Origin of the sequence: Dietzia massiliensis (genome assembly GCF_018390595.1) — a bacterium.
GTDB lineage: Bacteria > Actinomycetota > Actinomycetes > Mycobacteriales > Mycobacteriaceae > Dietzia > Dietzia massiliensis.
Genome location: NZ_JAHBAV010000049.1, coordinates 1 through 24,327, shown reverse-complemented (window position 1 = coordinate 24,327; position 24,327 = coordinate 1). Strand labels below are relative to the sequence as shown.

The following is a 24,327-nucleotide window of genomic DNA, read 5'->3' as shown; positions in this document are numbered from 1 at the left end:
CCGCCCCCGCCCGCGGGTTCCCCGCCCCCCCCCCGGGGGCCCCCCCCCCGCCGCGGTCCGCCGCCCTCCCCCCCCCCCCCTCACCCCCGTACCCGCGCTCACCGCGCGTCGGCGCGGGGGTGAGGAGTCCGACACGGGATCCGTACGCACGACACACGGCCCCGTCACGCGACGGCACTAGCGTCCGACGAGTGACCACGCCTCACCTCACCGCTCCCGACCACACCGCCCCCCACCGGACCGTGCTGCGGTTCCTGGCCGCCCCGACCGACGTCGGGACGGGTAGCCAGGTCCACACCGGCCGCATCCTCGAGTGGATCGACAAGGCCGCCTACGCTCTGGCCGCGGGGTGGTCGGGCGGGTACGCCGTCACGGCCTACGTCGGCAACGTCCGTTTCTCCCGCCCGATCGCCTCCGGGGACCTCGTGGAGGTGTCCGCCCGGCTCGTGCACACGGGCACCTCCTCCATGCACATCCAGTGCGACGTCCGCGCCTGCGATCCCGCACGCCCCGGGTACCGGCACTGCGCCGAGTGCCTGGTCGTCTTCATCTCCGTCCGCGACGGCGCGCCCACCCCGGTCCCCGCCTGGCGGCCCGCCTCGAGCCTGGAGATCCACGAGTCCGACGAGGCGGTCATGCGCATCGGGCTGCGCGAGGACATCGAGCGCGCGATGGCGCAGCAGGTCTACTCCGAGGCCGGCACCGCGCCACGATCGACGCTGCGCCTCCTCGCCGCCCCCTCGGACGTCAACTGGGGAGGCAACGCCCACGGCGGGCGGATCATGTCGTGGATCGACGACGCGGCGAACCTCTGCGCGGCCCAGTGGTCGGGGACCCCGTGTACCTCGGTGTACGCCGGCGGGGTGCGCTTCTACCACCCGGTGCGGATCGGGGACGTGGTGGAGGTGGAGGCCCGTCTGCTGCACACCGGCCACGAGACCATGCACGTCTCGGTGCACGTCCGCTCCGGGCCGGCCACCTCGTCCGCCCGCACGCTCAGCACGCACTGCCTCACCGTCTGCGCCGCCCTGGGCGCGGACGGGCGCCCCACCCCGGTCGCGCGGTGGTCCCCCGTGTCCGCCGAGGACCACGCCCTGGACGCACACGCACGCGACCTCATCCGGCTGCGGGCGCGGGGACGCTCCGCGAGGCCGGCGCCCGCACCGAACTGAGCGAAGCCCACCCGAAATGCGGAAGACGCCCGGAGCGATGTGCTCCGGGCGTCTTCGCGATGTACCCCCGATGGGATTCGAACCCACGCTACCGCCGTGAGAGGGCGGCGTCCTAGGCCGCTAGACGACGGGGGCTAGGACACAGATCCACAGGGGATCCGCTGTGAGCACTCGCGTGGAGTACTCCGCTGGCCTACCAGGACTCGAACCTAGAACGACTGAACCAGAATCAGCTGTGTTGCCAATTACACCATAGGCCACTATTTTCACTTGTCCGCCGCTCTTCGGCGACCTCGAAGAGACTACCAAACCACTGTGGGTGAATAGCAAATCGCCTGGTCAACGGCCTCGTTTCCGACGGCCGGCCCCGGCCGCGCCCGTCCCCCGATGACCGGCCGCGCCCGTCCCCCGTCGACCGGCGCGGCCGGCGACCGTCATCCGGCGACCGGCGCCGAGCGCAGACGGGACAGGGTCGCCTCACGGCCGAGCAGCTCGATGGACTCGAACAGCGGGGGCGAGATGTGCGAACCGGTCACCGCCACCCGGACCGGGCCGTAGGCCTTGCGCGGCTTGATGCCCAGACCGTCGACCAGCGCCCCGGACAGCGCGGCCTCGATAGCGGGCGTCGTCCACTCCCCGAGAGAGTCGAGGGCGGCGATCGCCGCGTCGACGACCTCACGCGACTCGGGCTTGAGGTTCTTGGCCGCGGACTGCGGGTCCACCGTGAACTCCGACTCGTCCACCAGCAGGAAGCGGATGAGATCCCAGGCGTCCGACAGGACCACGATGCGGGTCTGCAGCAATTCGGCCACGACCGCCCAGCGCTGCTCGTCGAAGTCCTCCGGAAGCGTCAGTCCGTCCTGAGCCGGGTGGGCGACGAGGTATTCGCGCAGGCGCCGCGCGAACTCGTCGGCCGGCAGCTGACGGATGTGCTCGGCGTTGATCGCGTCGGCTTTCTTCTGGTCGAAGCGGGCCGGGTTCGCGTTGACCTGCCGGACGTCGAAGGCGCCGACCATCTCCTGCAACGAGAACACGTCGCGGTCCTCCGACAGGCCCCACCCGAGCAGCGCCAGGTAGTTGAGCAGGCCCTCGGGCAGCATGCCGCGATCCCGGTGCAGGAAGAGGTCCGACTCGGGATCGCGCTTCGAGAGCTTCTTGTTGCCCTCGCCCATGACGAACGGTAGGTGACCGAACTCGGGCACACCGTCGGCCACGCCGATGCGCTCGAGGGCGCGGTACAGGGCGATCTGCCGAGGGGTCGAGCTGAGCAGGTCCTCGCCGCGCAGGACGTGCGTGATCTTCATCAGGGCGTCGTCGACCGGGTTGACCAGCGTGTAGAGCGGGATGCCGTTGGCGCGGGTGAGCGCGAAATCGGGGACAGTGCCGGCCTTGAACGTCGTCTCGCCGCGGACGAGGTCGTTCCAGGAGAGGTCCTCGTCCGGCATCCGCAGGCGGATCACCGCTCCGCGGCCCTCGTCGCGGAAGGCCTGCTTCTGCTCCTCGGTGAGGTCGCGGTCGTATCCGTCGTAGCCGAGCTTGGGGTCGCGTCCGGCCGCCCGGTGCCGGGCCTCGACCTCCTCGGGGGTGGAGAAGGACTCGTAGGCCTCCCCCGCCTCGACGAGCCGGCGCACCACGTCGAGATGCAGCTCCCGCCGCTCCGACTGGCGGTACGGCGCGTACGGACCGCCGACCTCGGGTCCCTCGTCCCAGTCCAGGCCGAGCCACCGCAGCGCGTCGAGGATCGCCTGGTAGGACTCCTCGGAGTCGCGCGCGGCGTCGGTGTCCTCGATCCGGAAGACGAACGTCCCACCCGTGTGCCGGGCGTGCGCCCAGTTGAACAGTGCCGTGCGCACGAGCCCCACGTGGGGTGTGCCGGTGGGCGACGGACAGAAGCGGACGCGGACATCGGAGGCTGTCATGGCGCCCATCCTAGTGACGGTCCCGGCTCGCACCCCCGTCGAGGACCGGCCTAGGATCAGCGGGTACCCGTGGCCGGCGCCTCCAGGACGGCGCCCCACGGACCGGACCGAGTCGAGGGAGGCGAGCCGTGGCGTCAGGGCCCCACCCCGACGTCGGGCGTCCCGTCACCGCCCCGGACTTCCTGCTCTCTCGGCCGACCGGCTCGCTGCGCACACAGGGCGCGCTCGCCAAGTTCACCGATCCTGCCGACGCCGCCCTGGCCCTGCGCGCGGGCCGCGTCGGCCTGGTGGTCGGCGCGATCGGTTTCGAGCCGGACGCACCGGCCGCGCTCGTGGAGCCCGACGTCGTGGTGCGCACCGACGGACCGCTCGAGCCGCCTGCGTATTTCCGCGCGATGCGGACCCGCGCCCACATCGCCGAGGAGATACCCACGGCGGCGGAGCACCGGGCGCGTGTCGCGACCGCGATCGCGGGCGTGCGCGCCGGTGAACTCGACAAGGTGGTGCTGGCCCGCGCGGTGCGCCTGGAGGCGGACGAGCCGATCGATCCCCACGCGGTGTGCGCCGCCCTCATCGACTCGAGCCCCGCGGCCGACGGGTATCTCGTCGACCTCTCCCCCGCCGGCGGCCGCTACTCGGGCCGCGTCCTGGTGGGGTCCAGTCCCGAGTTGCTCGTCCGTCGCCGGGGCGACCTGGTGGAGTGCCACCCGCTGGCCGGATCCGCGCCCCGGTCGGCCGACCCCGCCGCCGACCAGGCCGCGGGCCGCGCGCTGCGGGCCTCCGGAAAGGACGCCTCCGAACACGCCTTCGTCGTGGACTCGCTGGCCCGGTCGCTCGGGCCGTTGTGCACCGACCTGGAGATCCCCGAGCACCCGTCGTTGACGTCGACCCGGGAGATGTGGCATCTCGGGACCCGGATCCGGGGGCGCATCGCCGACCCCAGGACCACCGCCCTGGATCTGGCCCTGGCCGTGCACCCCACCCCAGCGGTGTGCGGGACGCCGACGGACGCGGCCCGACGCCTCATCGCGGGGATCGAGGGCGACCGGGGGTTCTACGCGGGCGCGGTCGGGTGGTCCGACGCCGGCGGAGACGGCGACTGGATGGTCACCATCCGGTGCGTCGAGATAGACGCGGACCGCGCCGGGGCCGTCGCCTGGGCCGGGGGCGGGCTCGTGGCCGACTCCGAGCCCGACGACGAGGTCGCGGAGACCGGCGCCAAGCTGCGGACCGTCCTGAGGGCGGTCGGCGCCGCGTAGGCCACCGGGGCCGGGCCGGGCTCGCCCCGGCGCCGCACGGGCCGCCGGGACGGAGCCCGGCGGCACGCGGGGTGGCTACCTGTCGACGACCGGGTTGGTCAACGCGCCGATGCCCTCGATCTCCACGGTGACGCGGTCACCGGGCAGCATCGGCCCGACGCCGGCCGGGGTGCCGGTGAGGATGACGTCCCCGGGCAGCAGGGTCATGACCCGGCTGACGTACTCGATGATCTCACCGACGGTGTGCATGAACTGCGAGGTGTTGCCGTCCTGGCGTAGCTCACTGGTCCCGTCCTCGTGCGTGACGGTGGTGCGGACGTCGAGACCGTTGGGGTCGAGGTCGGTGACGATCCACGGACCGAGCGGGCAGAAGGTGTCGTAGCCCTTGCCCCGCGTCCACTGTCCGTCGGAGAGCTGCTGGTCGCGCGCGGTGACATCGTTAGCGCAGGTGTAGCCCAGGATGACCTCGTGCGCGCGGGCGGCGGCGACGTCGCGGCACGGCTGCCCGATCACGACGGCGAGCTCGCCCTCGTGGTCGACCCGCTCGGAGCTCGGCGGGTACGCGATGGCGGCCTCGGGGCCGACGACCGAGGTGTTGGGCTTGAGGAAGATCAGCGGCTCCGCGGGGGCCTGCGAGCCCATCTCCTCGGCGTGGTCGGCGTAGTTCTTGCCGACGCACACGATCTTCGACGCCAGGATGGGCGCGAGGAGACGGACGTCGGCCAGGGGCCACTCCCGGCCGGTGAACTCGGGGGTGCCGAACGGGTGCTCGGAGATCTCGGCACAGGTCAGCGAGGAGGAGTCGGCGACGTCCCCACGGACCTCGACGAAGGCGAACCCCTGCGGATGGGCGATACGGGCGAGACGCATACCGCGATCCTAGGACGTGCGGAGGTCACGCAGGACGCGCGCCCCACGGTCGCGGAGCTCGGCCACCTGGGCGAGGTAGAGCTCGGCGCAGGCGAGCGCGTCGACGGCCGCGTCGTGCGCGCGGTACCGGGGCAGTCCGTAGCGTCCCCGGGCACCCCACAGGCGCAGCTCGTCTGGCGACGGATCCGCCGTGAACCCCATGCCGATCCCTCCGCCGAGGATCCGTCGCTGCAACTCGAGTGTGTCGACGGCCTCCAGCGGCGGGCGTACCCCGTACACGCGCCGACACGCCACGCCGAGGAAGTCCACCTCGATCGTGCTGTAGTGCGCCAGCAGGACGCGTCCGGTCAGGGCGGTGAGCACCCGGTCGAGCACCTCCGCGACCCCGGACCCGTGCGCCACCTCGTCGTCGGTGAGGCCGTGCACGGTGGCGCTCTGGCCCACCCCGCCGTCGTCCCCCGACCGGCCGTCCGACCGCAGCACCATCGAGCCTGCCCCGCGCAGCGCGATCCGGTCCCCGTCGACCGGGACGAATCCCACCGACACGACCCGGTCACGTCGTGGGTCGAGGCCCGTCGTCTCCACGTCCACGGCCAGCAGTCGCACCTCGTCGAGCGGCGTGGCGGGGCCCGGCGGCGGTGTCCGCAGGAAGGCGCCGAGGGGGCCGTCGGGCGCCCGGCGCGCCGCGTGCCGCCGGCGGGCGGCCGACGTCAGTCTGCTCAGTCCCGTCACATCTGCCCCACCCGGTACTGGATGGCCAACGCGGACTGCGCGGCCGCGATGATGCGGAACGCCGCCCGCAGGCGGTGGCGGTCCATCGTGCCGAGGCTCGACGGGTCGACGTGGTTGTCCAGGTCGAGTCCCTCGGCGATCTGGCGCGCGTGGTGGCGGTAGGCCAGACCCCTGAGGAATCGGATCGCGCCGGCGAGGTTCTCGGCGTCCGTCCGGGCGAGCACCCCGGCGGCCGCCGCGGCCTCGAGCCGGCCCAGCGTGGAGACCTCCGACAGCCCGGCCGACAGCGCGTGCAGCCGGGCGATCTGGACGACGGGTGCGATGCCGCCCGCCTTGATGTCCAGCGTGTTGCGGTACTCCCCCCGGCGCGCGACCACGAGGCCCCGGAAGAACCCGAGGGGCGGTTGCCAGTCGCAGGCGATCCGTGCCAGGTGGGCGAGGAACCGCCGGCTCCCCCGGGATCTGGAGAGCATCTCGCAGCGGACCCGGTCCACCAGACGCTCGGCCCCGTGGACGGCGCGGATGTCGAAGAACACCTGACTGTTCAGGACGGCCTCGGGGTCGGGCGCGCCCACCCAGTCCCGCACCCGTCGTTCCCAGTCGGACGCGGTTCGTCGCCACTGCGGGTTGCTCGCCATCACGTCGCCCGGGCACCGCGGGAAGCCCGCCCGGTCCAGGCCGTCGCAGACCTGGTCGGCGAGTGCGGCGAAGTAGTCGTGGGCGCCCGGGACCGTGTCGGCGGCGTCGTCGAGGATCAGGGCGTTGTCCTGGTCGCTGGAGGCGCCGAGTTCCCCGCGGGCCTGCGAGCCGAGACCGACCCAGCAGTAGTCGGTGGGCGGCGGACCGAGGTCGGCCTCGGCCAGGGCGAGCAGTCTCCGGGTGGCGGCGTCGGCGGTGGCGGTGATGACCCGCCCGATGTCCTGGGGTGCGGTCCCGCGCCGCACGAATTCACCGATCAGCGGCAGGAGCCGTTCCGCCAGCCGGGCGACCGTATCGGCGTCCGGGGCGCGGGAGATCCGCGCGGCGAGGTAGACGGGGTCGGCCTGTGCGAGCCGGAGCAGGTCGCTCGTGGTGACCATCCCCATCGGCGCCCCGTCCTGGCACACGGGTAGATGGTGGACCCCGCGGTCCATCTGGAGCAGCGTGGCGTCGAACGCCCGGGTGTGGGCGTCCACCGTCACCGGGTCGGGGGTCATGATGGTCGCGACCGGGGCCTCGGGGTTTCCCCCCACGGCGACGACCTTCGCGCGGAGGTCGCGGTCGGTGAAGATCCCCACCACGCGCCCGGCCTCGACCACCACCAGCGCCGACACCCGCTCCCTCGTCATGATCTGTGCGGCCTCCCGGATGGGGGTGTCGGGCCCCACGGTGACCGCGTCCCGCGTGAGCAGCTCCCCCACCGGCGTGCCGAGGGCGTCGCCGCCGGACGCGGCGACGCGGGCGGAGGCCAGATCCTGGCGGATGCGGTCGCTGCGTGCGCCGAAGAAGGCGCGCAGGGCGGGATGCCCGGCGGCCAGCTCGTCGAACACCTCGCGGGGCATCTCGAGGAGCAGGGTGTCCGCCGAGGCGACCATGAGGTAGCGCGACAGGCGGGACTCGGTGAGGGTCGAGTACCCGAAGCAGTCGCCCTCGTCGCGCGCGTCCAGCAGGGTGCCGTCCGGATCGCACACCTCGACGGCGCCGGTGCGGATGATGTGCAGGTGGTCGTTCGGCGTCCCCGGCTCGATGATCACCGAGCCGCGGCGGTGGTACCGCTGGGACAGCAGGGCGGGAAGCCGGTCGAGTTGCTCCGACGGCAGCGCGTCGAAGGGTGCGCAGCGGGCGAGGAAGTCGCGCACCTCGGCCAGTTCCACGTCCACGCCTCCACTGTGGACGCCGACGGCCCGCGGTGTGATCGCTTCACGCGATTCACACCCGCGGGCCGTCGGGGTGGGACGGGTCCCGGCGTGCCGACGCCGGGGCGGCGGTCCGGGCTAGGCGCTGACCGCGGCGACGATGCGGTCGCCCACCTCGGAGGTGACGACGGGTGCGTCGCCGCGCGAACCGAGGTCGGCCTCGACGGCGGCCTCGACGCGCGCGGCCTCGTCCTCCTTGCCGAGGTGGCGCAGAAGCAGGGCCACGGACAGGATGGCCGCGGTCGGGTCGGCCTTGCCCTGGCCGGCGATGTCCGGGGCGGAGCCGTGGACGGGCTCGAACATCGACGGGTTGGTGCCGGAGGCGTCGATGTTGCCGGACGCCGCGGTGCCGATCCCGCCGGTGACGGCCGCGGCGAGGTCGGTGATGATGTCGCCGAAGAGGTTGTCGGTGACGATCACGTCGAACCGCGCGGGGTCGGTGACCATGTAGATGGTCGCGGCGTCGATGTGGCAGTAGTCCACCTCGACACCCGGGAACTCGGGCGCGACCTCGTCGACCGTCCGCTGCCACAGTCCGCCGGCGTTGACCAGCACGTTGGTCTTGTGGACCAGCGTGAGCCTGCCGCGGCGGGCCTGTGCGCGGGCGAAGGCGTCGCGGACGACACGCTCCACGCCGAAGCGGGTGTTGACCGACGTCTCGGTCCCGATCTCCTGCGGGGTACCGACGCGGATCGCGCCACCGTTGCCGGTGTAGAGGCCCTCGGTGCCCTCGCGCACCACCACGAAGTCGATCTCGCCGGGGTCCTTCAGCGGAGTGGCCGAGCCCGGGAACAGCCGCGAGGGACGGAGGTTGACGTGGTGGTCGAGAGCGAACCGCAGCGGGAGCAGCATGCCGCGTTCGAGCACGCCGGCCGGCACGGAGCGCGGGTCGCCGATGGCGCCCAGCAGGATGGCGTCGTGCTCCTTGAGGCTGGCGATGTCGGCGTCGGTGAGGGTCTCGCCGTTGCGCAGGTAGCGGCGGGCCCCGAGGTCGTACTCGGTCGTCGAGACGTCGGGCACCAGCGCGTGGAGGACCTTGAGCGCCTCGGCGGTGACCTCGACGCCGATGCCGTCACCGGGGATGACTGCGAGCTTCATGACGGTGTGGGTTCCTTTGCTGCTCGTCAGTCGAGGTTGATCTGGGTGGCGGTGGCGCCGAGGTCGGACACGATCCGGTCGATCGTCGGCTCGGCGACCGCACGGTCCACGCGCAGGATGAGCGACGCGCCCTCACCGGTGGCGTCCTGGCTCAGGGCGGCGGCCTGGATGTCGATGCCCTCGCCACCGAGGATCGAACCCACCTTGCCGAGCACACCCGGGCGGTCGGAGTAGTGGACGAAGAGGTTCTGGCCCTGGGCGCGCAGATCGAAGCCACGCTCGTTGATCCGGACGATCTTCTGCACCTGGTCCAGGCCCGAGAGGGTCCCGGTGACCTTCCCGGTGGAACCGTCGGCCGCGACGGCCGTGACGGTGACCGTGCTGCGGTAGGACTTGGACTCGCTGCGGGTCTCGACTGAGTGCGTGACGCCGCGCTGCTCGGCCATCTGACCGACGTTGACGAACGTGGCCGGCTCGTCGGTGATGGCGGAGAACAGGCCGCGCAGGGCGGCCAGGCCGAGGACGTCGACCTGCTCGGCGGCGAGCTCGCCGGCGACCTCGACGTTGACGGTGGTGGGCACGCCCGGGCACAGGTGGCCGGCGATGAGGCCGACCTTGCGGACGAGGTCGAGCCAGGGGGCGACCTCGTCGCCGACCGGGCCGCCGGAGACGTTGACGGCGTCGGGCACGAACTCGCCGCGGAGCGCGAGCAGGACGCTGCGCGCGACGTCCGTACCGGCGCGGTCCTGGGCCTCGGCGGTGGAGGCGCCCAGGTGCGGGGTGACGACGGTGTTCTCGAGCTCGAACAGCGGCGAGTCGGTGCAGGGCTCGGTGTCGAACACGTCGAGCGCGGCGGCGCGGACCTTGCCGGACTTCAGCGCGTCGACGAGGGCGTCCTCGACGATGAGGCCGCCGCGGGCGGCGTTGACGATCACGACGCCGTCCTTGGCACGGGCGAGACGCGCGGCGTCGAACAGGCCGGCGGTCTCCTTGGTCTTGGGCAGGTGCATCGTGATGATGTCGGCCCGGGAGACCAGCTCGTCGATGTCCACGAGCTCGATGCCCAGCTGCGCCGCGCGGGCGGCCGGCAGGTAGGGGTCGTAGGCGATGATGTGGGTCTCGAACGCCGCCAGGCGCTGGGCCACGAGCTGCCCGATGCGCCCCAGGCCCACGACACCGACGGTCTTGCCGAGCAGCTCGACGCCGTTGAAGGAGCTGCGCTTCCAGGTGTGCTCGCGCAGCGTCCGGTCGGCGGCGGGGATCTGGCGGCAGGCGGCCATGAGCAGCGCGACGGCGTGCTCGGCGGCCGAGTGGATGTTGGAGGTGGGCGCGTTGACCACCATGACGCCGCGCTCGGTGGCGGCGGGGATCTCGACGTTGTCCAGGCCCACGCCGGCGCGGCCGATGATCTTGAGGTTGGGCGCGGCGGCGAGCACCTCGGCGTCGACGGTCGTCGCGGAGCGCACGAGCAGGGCGTCGGCGTCGGCTACGGCCTCGAGAAGCTTCGGACGATCCGGGCCGTCCACCCAGCGGACCTCCACGGCGTCGCCGAGCGCGTCGACGGTCGACTGGGCGAGCTTGTCGGCGATGAGGACGACGGGACGTCCGGATGCTGTCACAGTGGGATCTCCTCGGTGTCAAAACGGGCAGGGCCAGTCTAGGCCACGGGTCACCGCCGTCGATCAGTGGCCGGTGCGGCCCGGGCCGCCTACCGTGGCGGGGAGTCCGGCCCGACGGTCGCGCCCCATCCGGCCGCCGTCGTGGCACGGGCACGCCGACGAACACACCGACGAGCACGCCGCCGAGCGACGAACGGAAGCCCCGATGCCCCGCAGCCCCCGGTCGACACCGTCCCCGGTCCGTTTCCCTGACCCGTGGTTGCCGGTGGTGGCGCCGGCGCGGGGGGCGACGGCGGTGGCGACGTATCTGCGGGCGCACCTGTACGGCGCGGCCGTGGGCCGCAGCATCCTCGACCGCTGTATCAACGCCGTGGAGCCGGCCGACCGCGTGCGGTTGGTGCCGCTGCGCGCGGAGTTCGACCGGGAGATCGACACCGCCGCGGCTCTGCTGCGGCGCCTGTCGCCGTGGGGCGCGCCGGGTCGGGGACTCCTCAGGGCGTCGTCCGTGGTGACGCTCGCCGCGTTGCCCGTGGGACCGGTGTTGCGCGATCCGTTGGCGCGGCTCGCCGTCCTGGAGACGCTCCGCACCCTGGTGGTGGCCAAGCGCTCGATGTGGGAACTGCTCGCGGCGTCGTGGGTCGCCGACGACCCGGCGCCCGGCGGTGACGACGACGACGAGTTCGGCGTCCACGACACCGGCCGGCTGCTGCAGGGTCTCGCGGAACAGGCCCGGGCGCAGGAGGAGTTACTGGAACAGTTGCGCCGCACCTACGGCCTGGCGGTCTTCGGGTGAGCGCCGCCGGGATCGTGCGCGCGGACGTCGTCGTGGTGGGCTCGGGCCCGAGCGGTCTGGCGGCGGCCGTGATGTGCGCGCGTGCCGGGCGGAAGGTCGTCGTCCTCGAGGCGCAGGACACCATCGGCGGCGGCTGCCGGACTCTGCCGATGTCCGACGTCGCCGGCGACATCCCGGACGATCTCGCCGACGGCCTGCTCGTGGACCCCTGTTCGGCCGTGCACCCGATGGCGGGGGCCTCGCCGTTCTTCCGCGACTTCGACCTGGCGGCCCACGGCGTCGAGCTGGCCGTGCCCGCGGTGCAGCTCGGGCACGCCCTGCCGGGCCGGGACGCGATCGTCGTGCCGTCCGACCCCTCCCCCGCGACCCTCGCCGAGGGGTTGGGTTCGCGCGAGGAGGCCGACCGGTGGTGGAGCGTGATGGGCCCGCTGGGCCGCCGCGCCGAGGACGTGGTCGCGGCCGCCCTGTCCGATCAGCGCTCGATCCCGCCCGTGGCGGCGACGGCGGCGCTCGCCGGCGCCTTCCTGCGGGCGCATCCCCGCGGCGGGGTCGCCGATCCTCTCGGCCCGGACGGCCGGACGCTGCTGTCCGGTATCTCGTCCCACGCCATCACCCCGCTGACGTCCCCGGCCGCGACGGGCGTCGGGCTCGTCCTGGGCGCGCTGCTGCATTCTCCGCGCGGATGGGGTCTGCCCGTCGGCGGCAGCGGCGCGATCACGGCGGCCCTGGCCGATGCCGTGCGGGACGCGGGTGGCGAGATCCACACGGGCGTCACCGTCGACTCGCTCGCGCGACTCGACGCCCGCGACGTCGTGTTCAACACCTCGTCGCGGATCCTCGGCCGGATCCTGCTGGCGTCGTCGCCGTCACCCGCCGTTGCGCGCCGCGCACGGAAGCTCATGGAGGCGCCGATGGGCGGCGCGGCGGCGAAGGTCGACCTCGTCCTGTCGGGCCCTGTGCCGTGGCGGGACGAGCGCCTCGCCCGGGCGGGCACCGTTCATCTGGGCGGGGACTCGCACGCGCTCGCCGTCGCCGAGCGCGAGGTGGCCGCCGGCCGCCACGCCGAGCGCCCGATGATCCTCGTGTCGCAGCCGTGGGTGACCGACCCCGGCCGCATCGCCCCGGACGGCCGGCGGCCACTGTGGACCTACGCCCACGTCCCCGCCTACTCCGGCCGCGATCAGACCGAGCAGGTGCTCGCCGCGCTGGAGGAGGTCGCACCGGGAGTGCGCGACGTCGTACTCGCCACCCACTGCACGCCCGCGGACCGGATGGCCGAACACAACGCCAACAACGCCGGCGGGGACATCGCGGCGGGACGGGTGGACCTGCGGGGTCTGGTCGCGCGCCCGGTGCCGCGGGTCGACCCGTTCGCCACGCCCGTCCCCGGCGTCTGGCACGCCTCGGGCTCCACGCCGCCCGGGCCCGGCGTGCACGGGATGGCCGGCCGGCACGTGGCGGACCGGATCCTCGACCGCTGACCACCTCGCCGGCGACGTCACCTCGGGCAGGTCTGCCGTGTCACTGATAGGACACGAACCACGGGCGCGGCCGCACGGCCATCGTCTGCTCGGGCGTGAACGTGGGCGTGTCCTCGTCGTAGAAGTTCTTCCAGGCCATCCAGATGTCGGGAGAGAGCCCGCTGCGCAGGACGTCCCACGTCTCCATCTTCAGGCCCGGGGTGCCGTGCCCGTCGGCGTGCAGGGCGATCGCCACCTCCGGGCGGGAGGTGTCTATCCGGTCGCGGTTGCTGATCATGGCCATGCTGAACTGGTGGAGGATGAGCAGCTTCTGCGGTCCCCCGCTGTCGCGGGTCAGGTCCGCCAGCCAGTGGATCACCCGGTTGATCTCCTCGGCGTCCACCGACCCGATCTGCGCGCCCGGCTGCTGGCCCGGCTTCAGTTTCCACTCGGGGTCCAGCGCCAGCCCTACGCCGGGCCGGCGCAGCAGGTCCTCGAAGATCTTCGCCTGGTCGACCATGTCGGCCATCCCCGGCTGCAGGTCGATCACCGCGTAGCCACCGGCGTCGGTGATCGCGTCGACCATCGGGACGAACACCTCCGGCGGCCACTCGTTGGTGAAGTTCCCGTCCGCGCCGGGCCCGCCCGCGGCGACCGTGCCGATGATCTCGAACGCCGGGATCACCGGTTCCGGCGAGAACGGCTGGTACTGGTCGACCAGGGTCTGCACGCGCGCCACGCTCTCGGCGGGCCCCTGCTCGCCGAGGATGCCCAGCGCAGGGGTGATCGGCGACCCGTAGGCCGCGACGAACCGCCGTCCCGGGAACATGAGCTGCCCGCCACCGGGGAGCTCGGGCACCGTCCGGGCGGTCTCGACGCGGTCGTCGAGCTCCTCCTCGGTGCCCCAGCCGGGCCCGAGCGCGTAGACGGCGTCGGCGTCGCGCACGGCCTCGACCGACCCGCCGTCGACCCGGGGATCCGGTGCCCGGAGGTGGGACACCGCCGCACCCGCGGCCACGGCCGTCGCGATCGACGCGACGGGGGTCCGGTCGTGGACGAGCACGCTCGGGGCGTCGTCGCCGTCCCATGCGGGTGCACCCGGCTCGAACGGCTCTGCCGCAGCCTCGCCGCCTCCGGCGGCATCCGCGCCGCCGCCCGCGGCGTTCGGACCGCCGATCGTCATCAGCGCCGGCGCGCCGGGTGACTGGTGGACCGTGACGTCGTCGATCCGGTCGCCGGGGACCTCCAGCTCGGAATCGAAGGTGATCCCGGTCAGCTCCTCGAGCCCCGGCCGGTCGGTCGGGGAATCGACCACCTCGCCGTCGTCGTATCCGAACGACACCGCGCCGACCCGGAGCACCCGCTCGGCGCCGAGCCGCGATACCTCGTCGGCCAGGCCCGCCTCGCCGCCCGGAACGGCGGTGAGCATCGGGGCGCGCAGGCCCACGGCGACCGACGCCGCCGTGGCCTGGGCGGCCTCGTCCGGCGCGGCCACCACGACCACCGGCGCGGACTCCACCAGCAGTCGCGTGGCCTCCACACCCGAGCCGTCGGCGTCGGCGGCGATCCGGACCCCGTCCGCCTCCACCGCCCGCATCCCGGGGGCGTCACCGTCCTCCGTCGACCCACAGGCCACCGTCGTGGCGGCCAGGGAAATGGCGAGGACCGCCGCACCCACACCTCGGTTGATGTGACGCACGGCGGTCCTCCTACAGCTGTCGGGAATCGATCCCGGTGGAGCCTACAGGGGCCTCACACGAGATGCTTCCGCAACACTCAGGCGGTCTCCGTGATGGGACGGTCGACCCAGCTCATGAGGTCGCGCAGCTTCTGGCCGGTGACCTCGATCGGGTGCTCCGCGTTCTCCTTGCGCAGCGCCTCGAGCTCCTTGTTGCCGCCCTCGACGTTGGCGACCAGGCGCTTGGTGAACTCGCCGTTCTGGATGTCCGCGAGGATCTCCTTCATGCGCTCCTTGGTGCCGGCGTCGATGACGCGCGGGCCGGAGAGGTAGCCGCCGAACTCCGCGGTGTCGGACACCGAGTAGTTCATGCGGGCGATGCCGCCCTCGTACATGAGGTCCACGATGAGCTTGAGCTCGTGGAGCACCTCGAAGTAGGCCAGCTCGGGCTCGTACCCGGCCTCGACCATGACCTCGAAGCCCGTCTTGACGAGCTCCTCGGTGCCGCCGCACAGCACGGCCTGCTCACCGAACAGGTCGGTCTCGGTCTCGTCCTTGAAGGTGGTCTTGATGACGCCGGCGCGGGTGCCGCCGATCGCCTTGGCGTAGGACAGCGCGAGCGCCTCGCCCTCGCCCTTCGGGTCCTGCTGCACGGCGATGAGCGCCGGGACGCCCTTGCCGTCGACGAACTGACGACGCACGAGGTGGCCGGGGCCCTTCGGCGCGACCATCGCGATGGTGATGTTCTCCGCCGGCTTGATGAGGCCGAAGTGGATGTTGAGGCCGTGGCCGAAGAACAGCGCGTCGCCGTCGTTCAGGTTGGGCTCGATGTCGTCGGCGTAGATCTGGGCCTGCGAGGTGTCGGGGGCGAGCAGCATGACGACGTCGGCCCACTTGGCGGCCTCGGACGCGGTCATGACCTTGAGGCCGGCCTCCTCGGCCTTCTCGCGGGACTTGGAGCCCTCGCGCAGGCCGATCACGACCTCCACACCGGAGTCGCGCAGGCTCAGCGAGTGCGCGTGGCCCTGCGAGCCGTAGCCGATGACGGCGACCTTGCGGCCCTGGATCAGCGACAGGTCCGCCGAATCGTCGTAGAACATCTCCACTGCCATGGTGGATTCCCTTCGGTTGTTATCGGTAAGTCGAAACCGGGTTACAGGTCGAGACTATCGAGTGGTGGTGATGGACTTGGGACCGCGTCCGAGCGCGACCATCCCGGACTGGACGATCTCGCGGATGCCGTAGCCGTCGAGCATTCGCAACAGCGCGTCGAGCTTGTCCGGCGTGCCGGTCGCCTCGAGCGTGAGCGACTCGGGCGAGACGTCGACGATGTGCGCACGGAACAGGCTGGCGATCTCCACGATCTGCCCGCGGTTGGTGGCGTCGGCCCGGACCTTGACCAGCGTGAGCTCGCGGGCCACCGAACCGGCCGGGTCCTGCTCGACGATCTTGATGACGTTGACCAGCTTGTTGAGCTGCTTGGTCACCTGCTCGAGCGGGAAGTCCTCGACGTTGACCACGATCGTCATACGCGACAACCCGTCGGTCTCGGTCGGGCCGACGGCCAGCGACTCGATGTTGAACCCGCGCCGGGAGAACAGCGACGCGACGCGCGCGAGCACGCCGGGCTTGTCCTCCACCAGCACGCTCAGGGTGTGGGAACGCGCGCTCACTGATCCTCCTCCTGGCCGGCGATGACGGCGGCGTCGATCCGCTCGGTCACCTCGTGGATCTCCGTGGCCTCGTCCGCCGCGGAGTCGGTGTCGTCGAACAGCGGCCGGATGTCCCGGGCCGCCATGATCTCGTCGTTGGACGTCCCGGCCGCGACCATCGGCCAGACCTGGGCGTCCTTGCCCACGATGAAGTCGATGAGCACCGGCCGGTCGTTGATCTCGCGCGCCTTGGCGATCACGTCGTCCACGTCCTCGGCCCGCTCGCAGCGCAGCGCCACGCAGCCCAGCGCCTCGCCGAGCTTGACGAAGTCGGGGATGTGCATGGAGTGCGTCGACAGGTCGGTCTGCGAGTAGCGCTCCTCGTAGAACAGCGTCTGCCACTGCCGGACCATGCCGAGGTTGCCGTTGTTGATGAGCGCGACCTTGATCGGCGCACCCTCGATGGCACAGGTGGCCAGCTCCTGGTTGGTCATCTGGAAACAGCCGTCGCCGTCGATGGCCCACACCTCGGCGTCCTGACGGCCGAACTTGGCGCCCATCGCGGCGGGCACCGCGTAGCCCATGGTGCCGAGGCCGCCCGAGTTGAGCCACGTGCGTGGCTTCTCGTACTTGACGAACTGGGCCGCCCACATCTGGTGCTGCCCCACGCCCGCGCAGTACACCGCGTCGGGGCCGGCGGCCGCGCTGAGGCGCTCGATGACGTACTCCGGCGACAGGGACCCGTCCGACTGCGGCGCGTACCCCAGCGGGTACTCGTCCCGGATCTCGTCCAGCTCGCCGACCCACGCGGACGGCGCGGCCAGCGCCCCGGACTCCCGCTCACCGCGGAGCGTCTCGACGAGCTCGGCCAGCACCTCCTTGATGTCGCCGACGATCGGCACGTCGACCGCACGGTTCTTGCCGATCTCCGCCGGGTCGATGTCCGCGTGGATGACCTTCGCGTCGGGCGCGAACGTGTCGAGGCGCCCCGTGACCCGGTCGTCGAAGCGCGCCCCGAGCGTCACCAGCAGGTCGGAGCGCTGCAGCGCGGCGACCGCGGCGACCGTGCCGTGCATGCCGGGCATGCCGTAGTGCAGCCGGTGCGAGTCCGGGAACGCCCCGCGGGCCATGAGCGTGGTGACGACGGGGATACCCGTCAGCTCGGCCAGCGCCATGAGCTCCGCCGAGGCGTCCGCCTTGATGACGCCGCCGCCGACGTACAGCACCGGTCGCGTCGACCGCGCGATCATCCGGGCGGCCTCGCGGATCTGCTTGCCGTGCGGCTTGGTGACGGGCCGGTAGCCGGGGAGCTTCATCTCCGGCGGCCACGAGAACGTCATCTCGCCCTGGAGGACGTCCTTGGGGATGTCTACCAGCACGGCACCCGGACGGCCCGTCTGGGCGATGTGGAACGCCTCGGCGATCATCCGCGGGATGTCGTCGCCGTGGGAGACCAGGAAGTTGTGCTTGGTGATCGGCATCGTGATGCCGGAGATGTCGGCCTCCTGGAAGCCGTCCGTGCCGATGAGGGAGGTCCCCACCTGGCCGGTGATCGCCACGACCGGAACCGAGTCCATCTGTGCGTCCGCGAGCGGCGTCACCAGGTTGGTGGCGCCGGGCCCCGAGGTCGCCATGCAGACGCCGACCCGGCCGGTGGCCTGGGCGTAACCGGTGGCGGCGTGGCCCGCACCCTGCTCGTGCCGGACGAGCACGTGCCGGACCTTGGCCGAGTCGTAGAGCGGGTCGTAGACCGGCAGGATCGCCCCGCCGGGGATGCCGAAGACCACCTCGGTGCCGATCTCCTCGAGGGACCGGACGACGGCCTGCGCGCCCGTCATCCGCTCGGGGGCCGCCGGGCGGGCCTTCTGGTCTGTGCCCGGACGGGGTCCGGGCTGTGCCGTTGGTGCGCTCACTTCAACTGTCCTTCATGCTGGTCGTGGAGCTTGTCGTTCGTCGCCTCACCCGGTCCGGTGGGACCGGTGGAACCTGGCAACAAAAAACCCCCGACGGCCACATGGGGCCGGCGAGGGTGCGCGTCGGGGGAAAGCCAGGTTGCGGCTCAGGCGCCGACGCGCCGGCCGAGTACGAGACCGTTCCAGGTGTTCACGCGGCCCAGACTAGGCCGCGGCTGTCCGCAGCGTCAACTCGTGGAACGCCGATCCCACATAGTGGAGCGTGCGAGACTAGAGGACATCATGAGCGCCCCATTCAGAGCCCCCGTGCCGGAGTCGACCCCGCGCGACCGCGCCCTCTTCCGCGTCAACCCCATGTCCTACATCGTCATCGCCATCCTCATCGTGGCGATCCTCTGGCCCGTCGCGGCCTACCCGCTGGCCCTCGGCTGGCTGGTGCTGATCCCGGTGGCCTTCGCCTGGTGGGTGGCCAGGACCCGCACCCGGCTCGACGAGCGCGGGGTGCACCTGTCGACCTGGCACTCCCGGCGCTCGGTCCCGTGGGACGAGGTGAAGGGCGTGATGTTCCCGAAGAAGGGCTTCGCCCGGCTCGTGACGACCTCGGACGACTCCCTACCGATGGGCGGCGTGTCGTTCCACGACCTCCCGCGGCTGTCCGCCGCCAGCCGGGGCCGCATCCGCGACCCCTACGCCGCGCCCGGACCCGAGCAGCCCTGATCCGCCCCGGCCGGCCGGCACGCGGTCGGCCACGGCCTGCCGGCGCATCCCCATGCGCTCGTACACGAGGGTGACCGCGATGCCCACCACGAGCCCGCCCACCGTCCAGGCGCCGAGTAACCACACGGCGTGACCGAGCCCGGCCTCCCAGCCCGAGTCGAAGAACATGATCGAGCGCAGGCCGAGATAGGCCTGGTGCATCGGCTGCAGGTCGCCGATGGTGACGAAGACGGGCGGCAGCATCTGGGTGGGCGTCGCCCCGCCGGAGGTGGGGATCCCGAGCACCACGAACAGCACGAGGTTGACCAGCAGCCCGGCATTGCCGATCGCGGCGATGATGGTGTGCGCGCTGACCCCCACCGCCACGATCACGAGGTTCGAGAACCAGAACATGTGCCACGGGTCGTATCCGCTGATGCCGAGGATGTCCGCCACCCACAGGCACAGAACCGACACCAGCGGAGCGGTGACGAGCGTGACCGCCCACTTCCGTACGAGGGTCTGGACCCGACCGAACGGCGCCACGTGGACGTGATGGGCGAACGGCCCGATCTCGAGTGGGATGAACCCGAGTCGGGCGTCCAACAGCGCCGAGATGATCATGGCGCCGGTGAACCCGGCCAGGATGACGACCAACGCGTAGAACATCGGCAGCGACGCGTTGGAGACGCCCTCGGGCAGTGGGTTCCACGCGGTGACGTCCACCCTGATCGGGTCCTGGACCGCGAGCGCGGCCGCCGCACCCACCGATCCGCCCTCCGCCTCCGCCAGGAGCTCGGCGTCCTCCAGCAGGCCGGGTCCCACGCCCTCCCGGAACGACTCCCGCATCCGGTCGGCCATCGTGTTCATCACCTGGCCGGAGACGATCGAGATCCGTGGTGAGTACTGGAGTTCCACGCGGGCACGGTCCGGTACGGGCCCGCTCCGCCCCGCCTCCGTCGCGGCCGCCTCGACCAGTCCGACGACCCCCTCGCTCAGGTCGGCGGGTATCCGCAGGGCGCCGAAGTACGTTCCGTCCCGCAGGCCGGCCTCCGCGGTGGCGGGGTCCACCATGTGCAACCGGACGGTGCCCCAGTCGTTGTTCTGGATGAGCCCCGCCGTGATGCGGGTGCCGACGTCGATCCGTCGCGGACCGATCGGTGTCTCGAGCGTCGCCGCCTCGTCCGAGTTCACCACGGCCACGGGGATGTGTCGGGCGTGGGCCTGCGGGTCCGCGGTGCCGCCGATGTACATGAAGGCCAGGAGGAAGAACAGGCCGCAGACGACCGCGACGGCCCCTGCGGAGTGCGAGACGAACTCCCGGATCCCGCCGGTGTGGCCGGAGTCGCTCATGTCCATCCCCCTTCTCGTCGTGGGCGGTCGGGCCGGGCGGCCGACCGCGAGAAGAGTAAACCCACACCGGGGCGTATCGTGGGGAGGTCACGGCCAGTCCGGGGCGCTGCCGTCGGCGCGTCCGGGACGCCCCGCGGGGCAGCCCCTCCGGCCGCCCGCCCCCTTCGAACCGGATCGAGGTCCCATGCCGCCCCTGAGGTCACGAACCAGTACCGCCGGACGCAACGCCGCGGGGGCCCGGGCCCTCTGGCGTGCGACCGGTATGACGGACTCTGACTTCGGCAAGCCGATCATCGCGATCGCCAACTCCTACACGCAGTTCGTGCCCGGCCACGTCCACCTGAAGAACGTGGGCGAGATCGTCGCGGAACAGATCGCGGCGGCGGGCGGCGTGGCGCGTGAGTTCCACACCATCGCGGTCGACGACGGCATCGCCATGGGGCACGCCGGGATGTTGTACTCGCTGCCGAGCCGCGAGATCATCGCGGACTCGGTGGAGTACATGGTCAACGCCCACACGGCCGACGCGTTGGTGTGCATCTCCAACTGCGACAAGATCACGCCGGGCATGCTCAACGCGGCCATGCGGCTGAACATCCCCACCGTGTTCGTCTCGGGCGGGCCGATGGAGTCGGGCTTCTCGGTGGTCGTCGACGGCGTCGTCAAGGCCGGTTCAGATCTCATCACAGCCATCTCCGCCTCGGCGAACTCCGCCGTCGACGACGAGAACCTGGACGCCATCGAGCGGTCGGCCTGCCCGACCTGCGGGTCCTGCTCGGGCATGTTCACCGCCAATTCGATGAACTGCCTCACCGAGGCCCTGGGGCTGTCCCTGCCGGGCAACGGCTCGACGCTGGCCACGCACAGTGCGCGCCGCGAGCTGTTCGCCGAGGCGGGTCGTCTCATCGTGGACCTGTGCACGCGCTACTACCGCGACGAGGACGACTCGGTGCTCCCCCGCTCGGTGGCCACCAAGTCGGCCTTCACCAACGCGATGGCGCTCGACGTCGCGATGGGTGGCTCCACCAACACGGTGCTGCACATCCTCGCCGCCGCGCAGGAGGGCGAGGTCGATTTCGACCTGCACGACATCGAGGAGGTCTCGGGGCGGGTGCCGTGTCTGGCCAAGGTCGCCCCGAACTCGGACTACTACATGGAGCACGTCCACCGGGCCGGCGGAATTCCCGCGATCCTCGGCGAGCTGTACCGCGGTGGCCTCTTGCAGACCGACGTCCACTCGGTGCACTCGCCGTCGCTCGAGCAGTACATCGCCGACTGGGACATCCGCAGTGGCACGGCCACCGAGAAGGCCGTCGAGCTGTTCCACGCCGCCCCGGGTGGGGTGCGCACGATCGAGCCCTTCTCCACGGACAACCGGTGGGAGTCGCTCGACACCGACGCGGTGGGGGGCTGCATCCACTCGGTGGAGCACCCGGCGACCGCCGAGGGGGGCCTCGTCGTGCTGCGCGGGAACATCGCCCCCGACGGGTCGGTGTTCAAGACCGCGGGCGTGTCCGAGGAGAACTTCCACTTCTCGGGTCCGGCCAGGGTGGTCGAGTCCCAGGAGGAGGCGGTGTCGGTCATCCTCAACAAGACGCTGCAGGCCGGCGAGGTCCTGGTGGTGCTCTACGAAGGACCGGCCGGGGGCCCGGGGATGCAGGAGATGCTGCACCCGACCGCGTTCATCAAGGGCGCGGGCCTCGGCACGAAGTGCGCTCTCATCACCGACGGTCGGTTCTCGGGCGGTTCCTCGGGGCTGTCGATCGGCCACATCGCGCCCGAGGCCGCCTCGGGCGGCCCGATCGGCCTGGTGCGTGACGGCGACATCGTGACGATCGACGTGGCCACGCGGTCCATCTCGGTGGCGGTGGACGACGACGAGTTGGCCCGCCGCCGGGAGGAGAAGGGTCCACTGCCGTGGCGGCCGGCGAACCGGGACCGGAAGGTCTCGTCCGCCCTGCGCGCGTACGCGTCGATGGCGTCGTCGGCGGACAAGGGCGCCGTCCGGATCCTGCCGGACTGATCGCGGCTGCGGGCCGACCACCGTCGAGTGGTCGGCCCGCAGCGACCGGCGCGCTCAGTCGGCGGCGCGGCCAGTCGGCGGCGCGGTCAGCCCGCGGTGACCGGTGCGCTGTCGGCGGACGACGTCAGCGGATTGGTGCCGTTGAGGAAGTACCACACGAGTCCGGCGAGCACGACGACGATCACCAGCCAGACGATCCCGCTGAACCGCGGGCGGTGCGACCATCCCCACTTGCGGTCGGCGGCCCACCGCCCGGGTCCGGTGAAGAGCAGTGTCAGAAGTGCGGCGGCGTAAAGGATCGACGGCTCGAGTCCCCGCGAGGTGTCGCTGAGGACGGGGATGGGGTCCGCTCCGGTCAGCCGGACCGCGATCCCGAGTCCGATCATCCCGAGGAGACCGGCCGCGGCGATGGGCGTCGCCAGTCCCACGACGAGCATGACCCCCGCGACGAGCTCGACGGTTCCGCCGGCGATCGCCAGGGCGCGGGCCATGTCGAACCCCGAGTCGGCGAGAGTCTGGGTGAATCCGTCGATCCCGGGGCCACCGAACAATCCGGCGAGCTTCTGCAGGCCGCGCATCGCCAGCAGGACGCCCACCGCCAGGCGGAGGACGAACAGTCCGAGGTCGATGGTCCCGCGCCTGCCGATATCGTCGCGGCGGGCGGGCGCGATGGTGGTCGGCTGCTCGCCGAACGGCAACGGCGCGGACATGTCGTATCCACCCGACTCGGAGAACTGCGAGTAGTCGGTGCGCCCGGCGGCCGGGAACGCTGTGGTGGCGGTGTCCCCCGTCCCGCCGCTCGCGCCCGTTCCCGCACCCGCCCCCGGACCCTTGGTGCTGGGCACGTCGAGCGGATAGTCGACGTCGTGGATGATCTCGGTACGGGCGTCGTCGTCACCGCGCTTTGAGGAAGTCACCTCTCGACTGTAGGCCGGGGCCGCCGCGGGGACCCGTAGGACACGGCGCGCCGTACTCTGGTCGGCATGAGATCGCTCGCGCTCGTCCTGGCGCTCGCCGTCGCGGTGTCGGGCTGCGCGAGGTTCGACGATCGCCTCGAGGCCCCGTTCACGCCGGCACCGGGTCCGGGGGCGGGGGCCGCGCCGCCGCCGAGTGCACCCGGCGCTCCGACTCCCCCACCGACCTCGACCTCCGGGGAGCCCGAGCCGGCCCCCCAGACCGGTCCGTGCGTGGACCCGGACCCCGCGGTGATCGCCACGTGTCTGGGCCCGGCCGTCGCCGTGGCGGGGCTGGGGGAACGGGCGCTGGTCGCCGAGTCGACGGGTGCGGTGCGGATCGTCTCGCCGGACGCGGAGCCGGAGGATTTCGGGCGGGTGGATCCGCGGGGCGGTCGGGTGGCCGCGGTCGCGCCGTCCCCGGATTTCGCCCAGGACCGGTTGGTGTATCTCCTCGTCGTCGGCGATGGACCCACCCGCGTCGAGCGCCTGGCACGCGGCGATGCTCCCCGCACGGTCGCGGAACTCGCTCCCGCCGAGAGCGGCGGGCTCGCGTTCGTCGCGGACGTCCTCACCGTCGGCGTCGGGTCGGAGCTCGTGCGGTTCCCGTCGTTCACGGGGATCGGTCGCGCCGAACGGCCCGAGGTGATCGCGCGTGATCTGGGTGGTATCCGGGCGCTGTGCGTCCACGACGACGAGGTGTACCTCTCCACCGTGACCGACCGTGGCGCCGCCCTCCGCGCCCCGGATCGGATGGTGTGGACGTGGCCTGACCAGCGTGCCGCGGGCGGGTGCGCGGCCGGCGAGGGGACGCTGGCGATCGCGCTCCCGGATGCCGAGCGTGTCGACACCCTGCAGACCGCCGGCGGCGCCGCGCGCGGTCAGCCCGAGGCTCTCGCGGAGGGGCGCTACGGGCGGCTCACCGGCCTCACCGTGGTCGGCGAGGGCATCCTCCTGGCCGGGACCACCAACAAGGCCGGCGGCTCCCCTGTCGCGACCGACGACCGGGCGGTCATACTGCCCGACTCCGGCGGCGGAGGCGACGCCCGCATGTAAGTTCGTATCGAACCCTTGTGCGATCCTCCTTCGGCCGGTAAACTCGTTCTCATGTTCGAGTGATGGCGCGACGCGGGCGGGGGGTGACCGAGGTGGAGACGACGACGACGACGAGGGCGTTCGGTCTCGGGGCGCTGCGCGCGGTGGACGAGCCGTTGGAGTCGTTGGACGCCTCGGCGCTGAGCG

General features: G+C 72.2%; 19 protein-coding genes and 2 tRNA genes. 7 read left to right on the top strand and 14 right to left on the bottom strand.

The window, feature by feature from the left end; translation table 11 throughout:
- Positions 1 to 191: 191 nt before the first annotated feature.
- Entirely contained in the window at positions 192 to 1,172 is a 981-nt protein-coding gene (locus tag KHA85_RS12955) for an acyl-CoA thioesterase (RefSeq protein WP_213186098.1), read from the top strand.
- Between the two features lie 62 nt (positions 1,173 to 1,234).
- Here KHA85_RS12955 and KHA85_RS12950 read toward each other — a convergent pair.
- The 3 genes from KHA85_RS12950 to gltX all read right to left on the bottom strand — a co-directional run bounded on the left by KHA85_RS12950 (position 1,235) and on the right by gltX (position 3,091).
- Positions 1,235 to 1,307: transfer RNA gene (locus KHA85_RS12950), tRNA-Glu, on the bottom strand.
- 53 nt (positions 1,308 to 1,360) lie between these two features.
- A tRNA-Gln gene (locus tag KHA85_RS12945) sits at positions 1,361 to 1,432 on the bottom strand.
- Positions 1,433 to 1,606: 174 nt separating this feature from the next.
- The gene (gene gltX / locus KHA85_RS12940) at positions 1,607 to 3,091 is read right to left on the bottom strand and encodes a glutamate--tRNA ligase (protein ID WP_043568853.1); all 1,485 of its coding nucleotides are present in this window, start codon (positions 3,089 to 3,091) and stop codon (positions 1,607 to 1,609) included.
- A 128-nt stretch (positions 3,092 to 3,219) separates the two neighbouring features.
- On the opposite strand from gltX, the gene KHA85_RS12935 reads away from it, so the two are divergent.
- Positions 3,220 to 4,350, top strand: a complete 1,131-nt coding sequence (locus KHA85_RS12935; RefSeq protein WP_213186097.1) for an isochorismate synthase — start codon at positions 3,220 to 3,222, stop codon at positions 4,348 to 4,350.
- A 75-nt stretch (positions 4,351 to 4,425) separates the two neighbouring features.
- Here the strand turns inward: KHA85_RS12935 and KHA85_RS12930 are convergent, their stop codons facing one another.
- The 5 genes from KHA85_RS12930 to serA all read right to left on the bottom strand — a co-directional run bounded on the left by KHA85_RS12930 (position 4,426) and on the right by serA (position 10,564).
- A complete protein-coding gene (locus KHA85_RS12930; protein WP_213186096.1) occupies positions 4,426 to 5,220 on the bottom strand; it encodes a fumarylacetoacetate hydrolase family protein in 795 nt (264 codons plus the stop codon).
- 9 nt (positions 5,221 to 5,229) lie between these two features.
- The gene (locus KHA85_RS12925) at positions 5,230 to 5,952 is read right to left on the bottom strand and encodes an exonuclease domain-containing protein (protein WP_213186095.1); all 723 of its coding nucleotides are present in this window, start codon (positions 5,950 to 5,952) and stop codon (positions 5,230 to 5,232) included.
- Entirely contained in the window at positions 5,949 to 7,811 is a 1,863-nt protein-coding gene (locus KHA85_RS12920) for a DUF294 nucleotidyltransferase-like domain-containing protein (protein WP_213186094.1), read from the bottom strand. The genes KHA85_RS12925 and KHA85_RS12920 overlap by 4 nt, the downstream gene beginning before the upstream one ends.
- Positions 7,812 to 7,925: 114 nt before the next feature.
- Positions 7,926 to 8,945 (bottom strand): 3-isopropylmalate dehydrogenase, encoded by a 1,020-nt coding sequence (locus tag KHA85_RS12915; RefSeq protein ID WP_213186093.1) that lies wholly within the window; start codon positions 8,943 to 8,945, stop codon positions 7,926 to 7,928.
- A gap of 26 nt (positions 8,946 to 8,971) precedes the next feature.
- Positions 8,972 to 10,564 (bottom strand): phosphoglycerate dehydrogenase, encoded by a 1,593-nt coding sequence (gene serA, locus KHA85_RS12910; RefSeq protein ID WP_007627150.1) that lies wholly within the window; start codon positions 10,562 to 10,564, stop codon positions 8,972 to 8,974.
- A gap of 205 nt (positions 10,565 to 10,769) precedes the next feature.
- On the opposite strand from serA, the gene KHA85_RS12905 reads away from it, so the two are divergent.
- Positions 10,770 to 11,357 carry a hypothetical protein gene (locus tag KHA85_RS12905; RefSeq protein ID WP_213186092.1) on the top strand — a complete coding sequence of 196 codons (588 nt, stop codon included), beginning with the start codon at positions 10,770 to 10,772 and terminating at the stop codon, positions 11,355 to 11,357.
- On the top strand, positions 11,354 to 12,838 hold the full coding sequence (locus tag KHA85_RS12900; protein ID WP_213186091.1) for a phytoene desaturase family protein: 1,485 nt from the start codon (positions 11,354 to 11,356) through the stop codon (positions 12,836 to 12,838). The genes KHA85_RS12905 and KHA85_RS12900 overlap by 4 nt, the downstream gene beginning before the upstream one ends.
- Before the next feature lie 40 nt (positions 12,839 to 12,878).
- On the opposite strand, the gene KHA85_RS12895 is transcribed toward KHA85_RS12900, so the two are convergent.
- The 4 genes from KHA85_RS12895 to KHA85_RS12880 form a co-directional block, all read right to left on the bottom strand.
- Positions 12,879 to 14,516 carry a hypothetical protein gene (locus KHA85_RS12895; protein WP_213186090.1) on the bottom strand — a complete coding sequence of 546 codons (1,638 nt, stop codon included), beginning with the start codon at positions 14,514 to 14,516 and terminating at the stop codon, positions 12,879 to 12,881.
- 77 nt (positions 14,517 to 14,593) lie between these two features.
- A complete protein-coding gene (gene ilvC / locus KHA85_RS12890) occupies positions 14,594 to 15,607 on the bottom strand; it encodes a ketol-acid reductoisomerase (protein ID WP_007627159.1) in 1,014 nt (337 codons plus the stop codon).
- Positions 15,608 to 15,661: 54 nt separating this feature from the next.
- Positions 15,662 to 16,168 carry an acetolactate synthase small subunit gene (gene ilvN, locus KHA85_RS12885; protein WP_007627160.1) on the bottom strand — a complete coding sequence of 169 codons (507 nt, stop codon included), beginning with the start codon at positions 16,166 to 16,168 and terminating at the stop codon, positions 15,662 to 15,664.
- Positions 16,165 to 18,060, bottom strand: coding sequence for an acetolactate synthase large subunit (locus KHA85_RS12880; RefSeq protein WP_213186089.1), 1,896 nt, complete (start codon positions 18,058 to 18,060; stop codon positions 16,165 to 16,167). The genes ilvN and KHA85_RS12880 overlap by 4 nt, the downstream gene beginning before the upstream one ends.
- Positions 18,061 to 18,342: 282 nt before the next feature.
- On the opposite strand from KHA85_RS12880, the gene KHA85_RS12875 reads away from it, so the two are divergent.
- The gene (locus KHA85_RS12875) at positions 18,343 to 18,777 is read left to right on the top strand and encodes a PH domain-containing protein (protein ID WP_213186088.1); all 435 of its coding nucleotides are present in this window, start codon (positions 18,343 to 18,345) and stop codon (positions 18,775 to 18,777) included.
- Here KHA85_RS12875 and KHA85_RS12870 read toward each other — a convergent pair.
- A complete protein-coding gene (locus KHA85_RS12870) occupies positions 18,673 to 20,109 on the bottom strand; it encodes a YhgE/Pip domain-containing protein (RefSeq protein ID WP_236885647.1) in 1,437 nt (478 codons plus the stop codon). The genes KHA85_RS12875 and KHA85_RS12870 overlap by 105 nt on opposite strands.
- Before the next feature lie 184 nt (positions 20,110 to 20,293).
- On the opposite strand from KHA85_RS12870, the gene ilvD reads away from it, so the two are divergent.
- Positions 20,294 to 22,132 (top strand): dihydroxy-acid dehydratase, encoded by a 1,839-nt coding sequence (gene ilvD / locus KHA85_RS12865; RefSeq protein WP_213186086.1) that lies wholly within the window; start codon positions 20,294 to 20,296, stop codon positions 22,130 to 22,132.
- Positions 22,133 to 22,218: 86 nt separating this feature from the next.
- Here the strand turns inward: ilvD and KHA85_RS18095 are convergent, their stop codons facing one another.
- Positions 22,219 to 23,049 carry a DoxX family protein gene (locus KHA85_RS18095; protein ID WP_213186085.1) on the bottom strand — a complete coding sequence of 277 codons (831 nt, stop codon included), beginning with the start codon at positions 23,047 to 23,049 and terminating at the stop codon, positions 22,219 to 22,221.
- A gap of 66 nt (positions 23,050 to 23,115) precedes the next feature.
- Between KHA85_RS18095 and KHA85_RS12855 the strand changes: the two genes are divergently transcribed.
- Positions 23,116 to 24,141, top strand: a complete 1,026-nt coding sequence (locus KHA85_RS12855) for a PQQ-dependent sugar dehydrogenase family protein (RefSeq protein WP_213186084.1) — start codon at positions 23,116 to 23,118, stop codon at positions 24,139 to 24,141.
- Positions 24,142 to 24,327 lie beyond the last annotated feature (186 nt).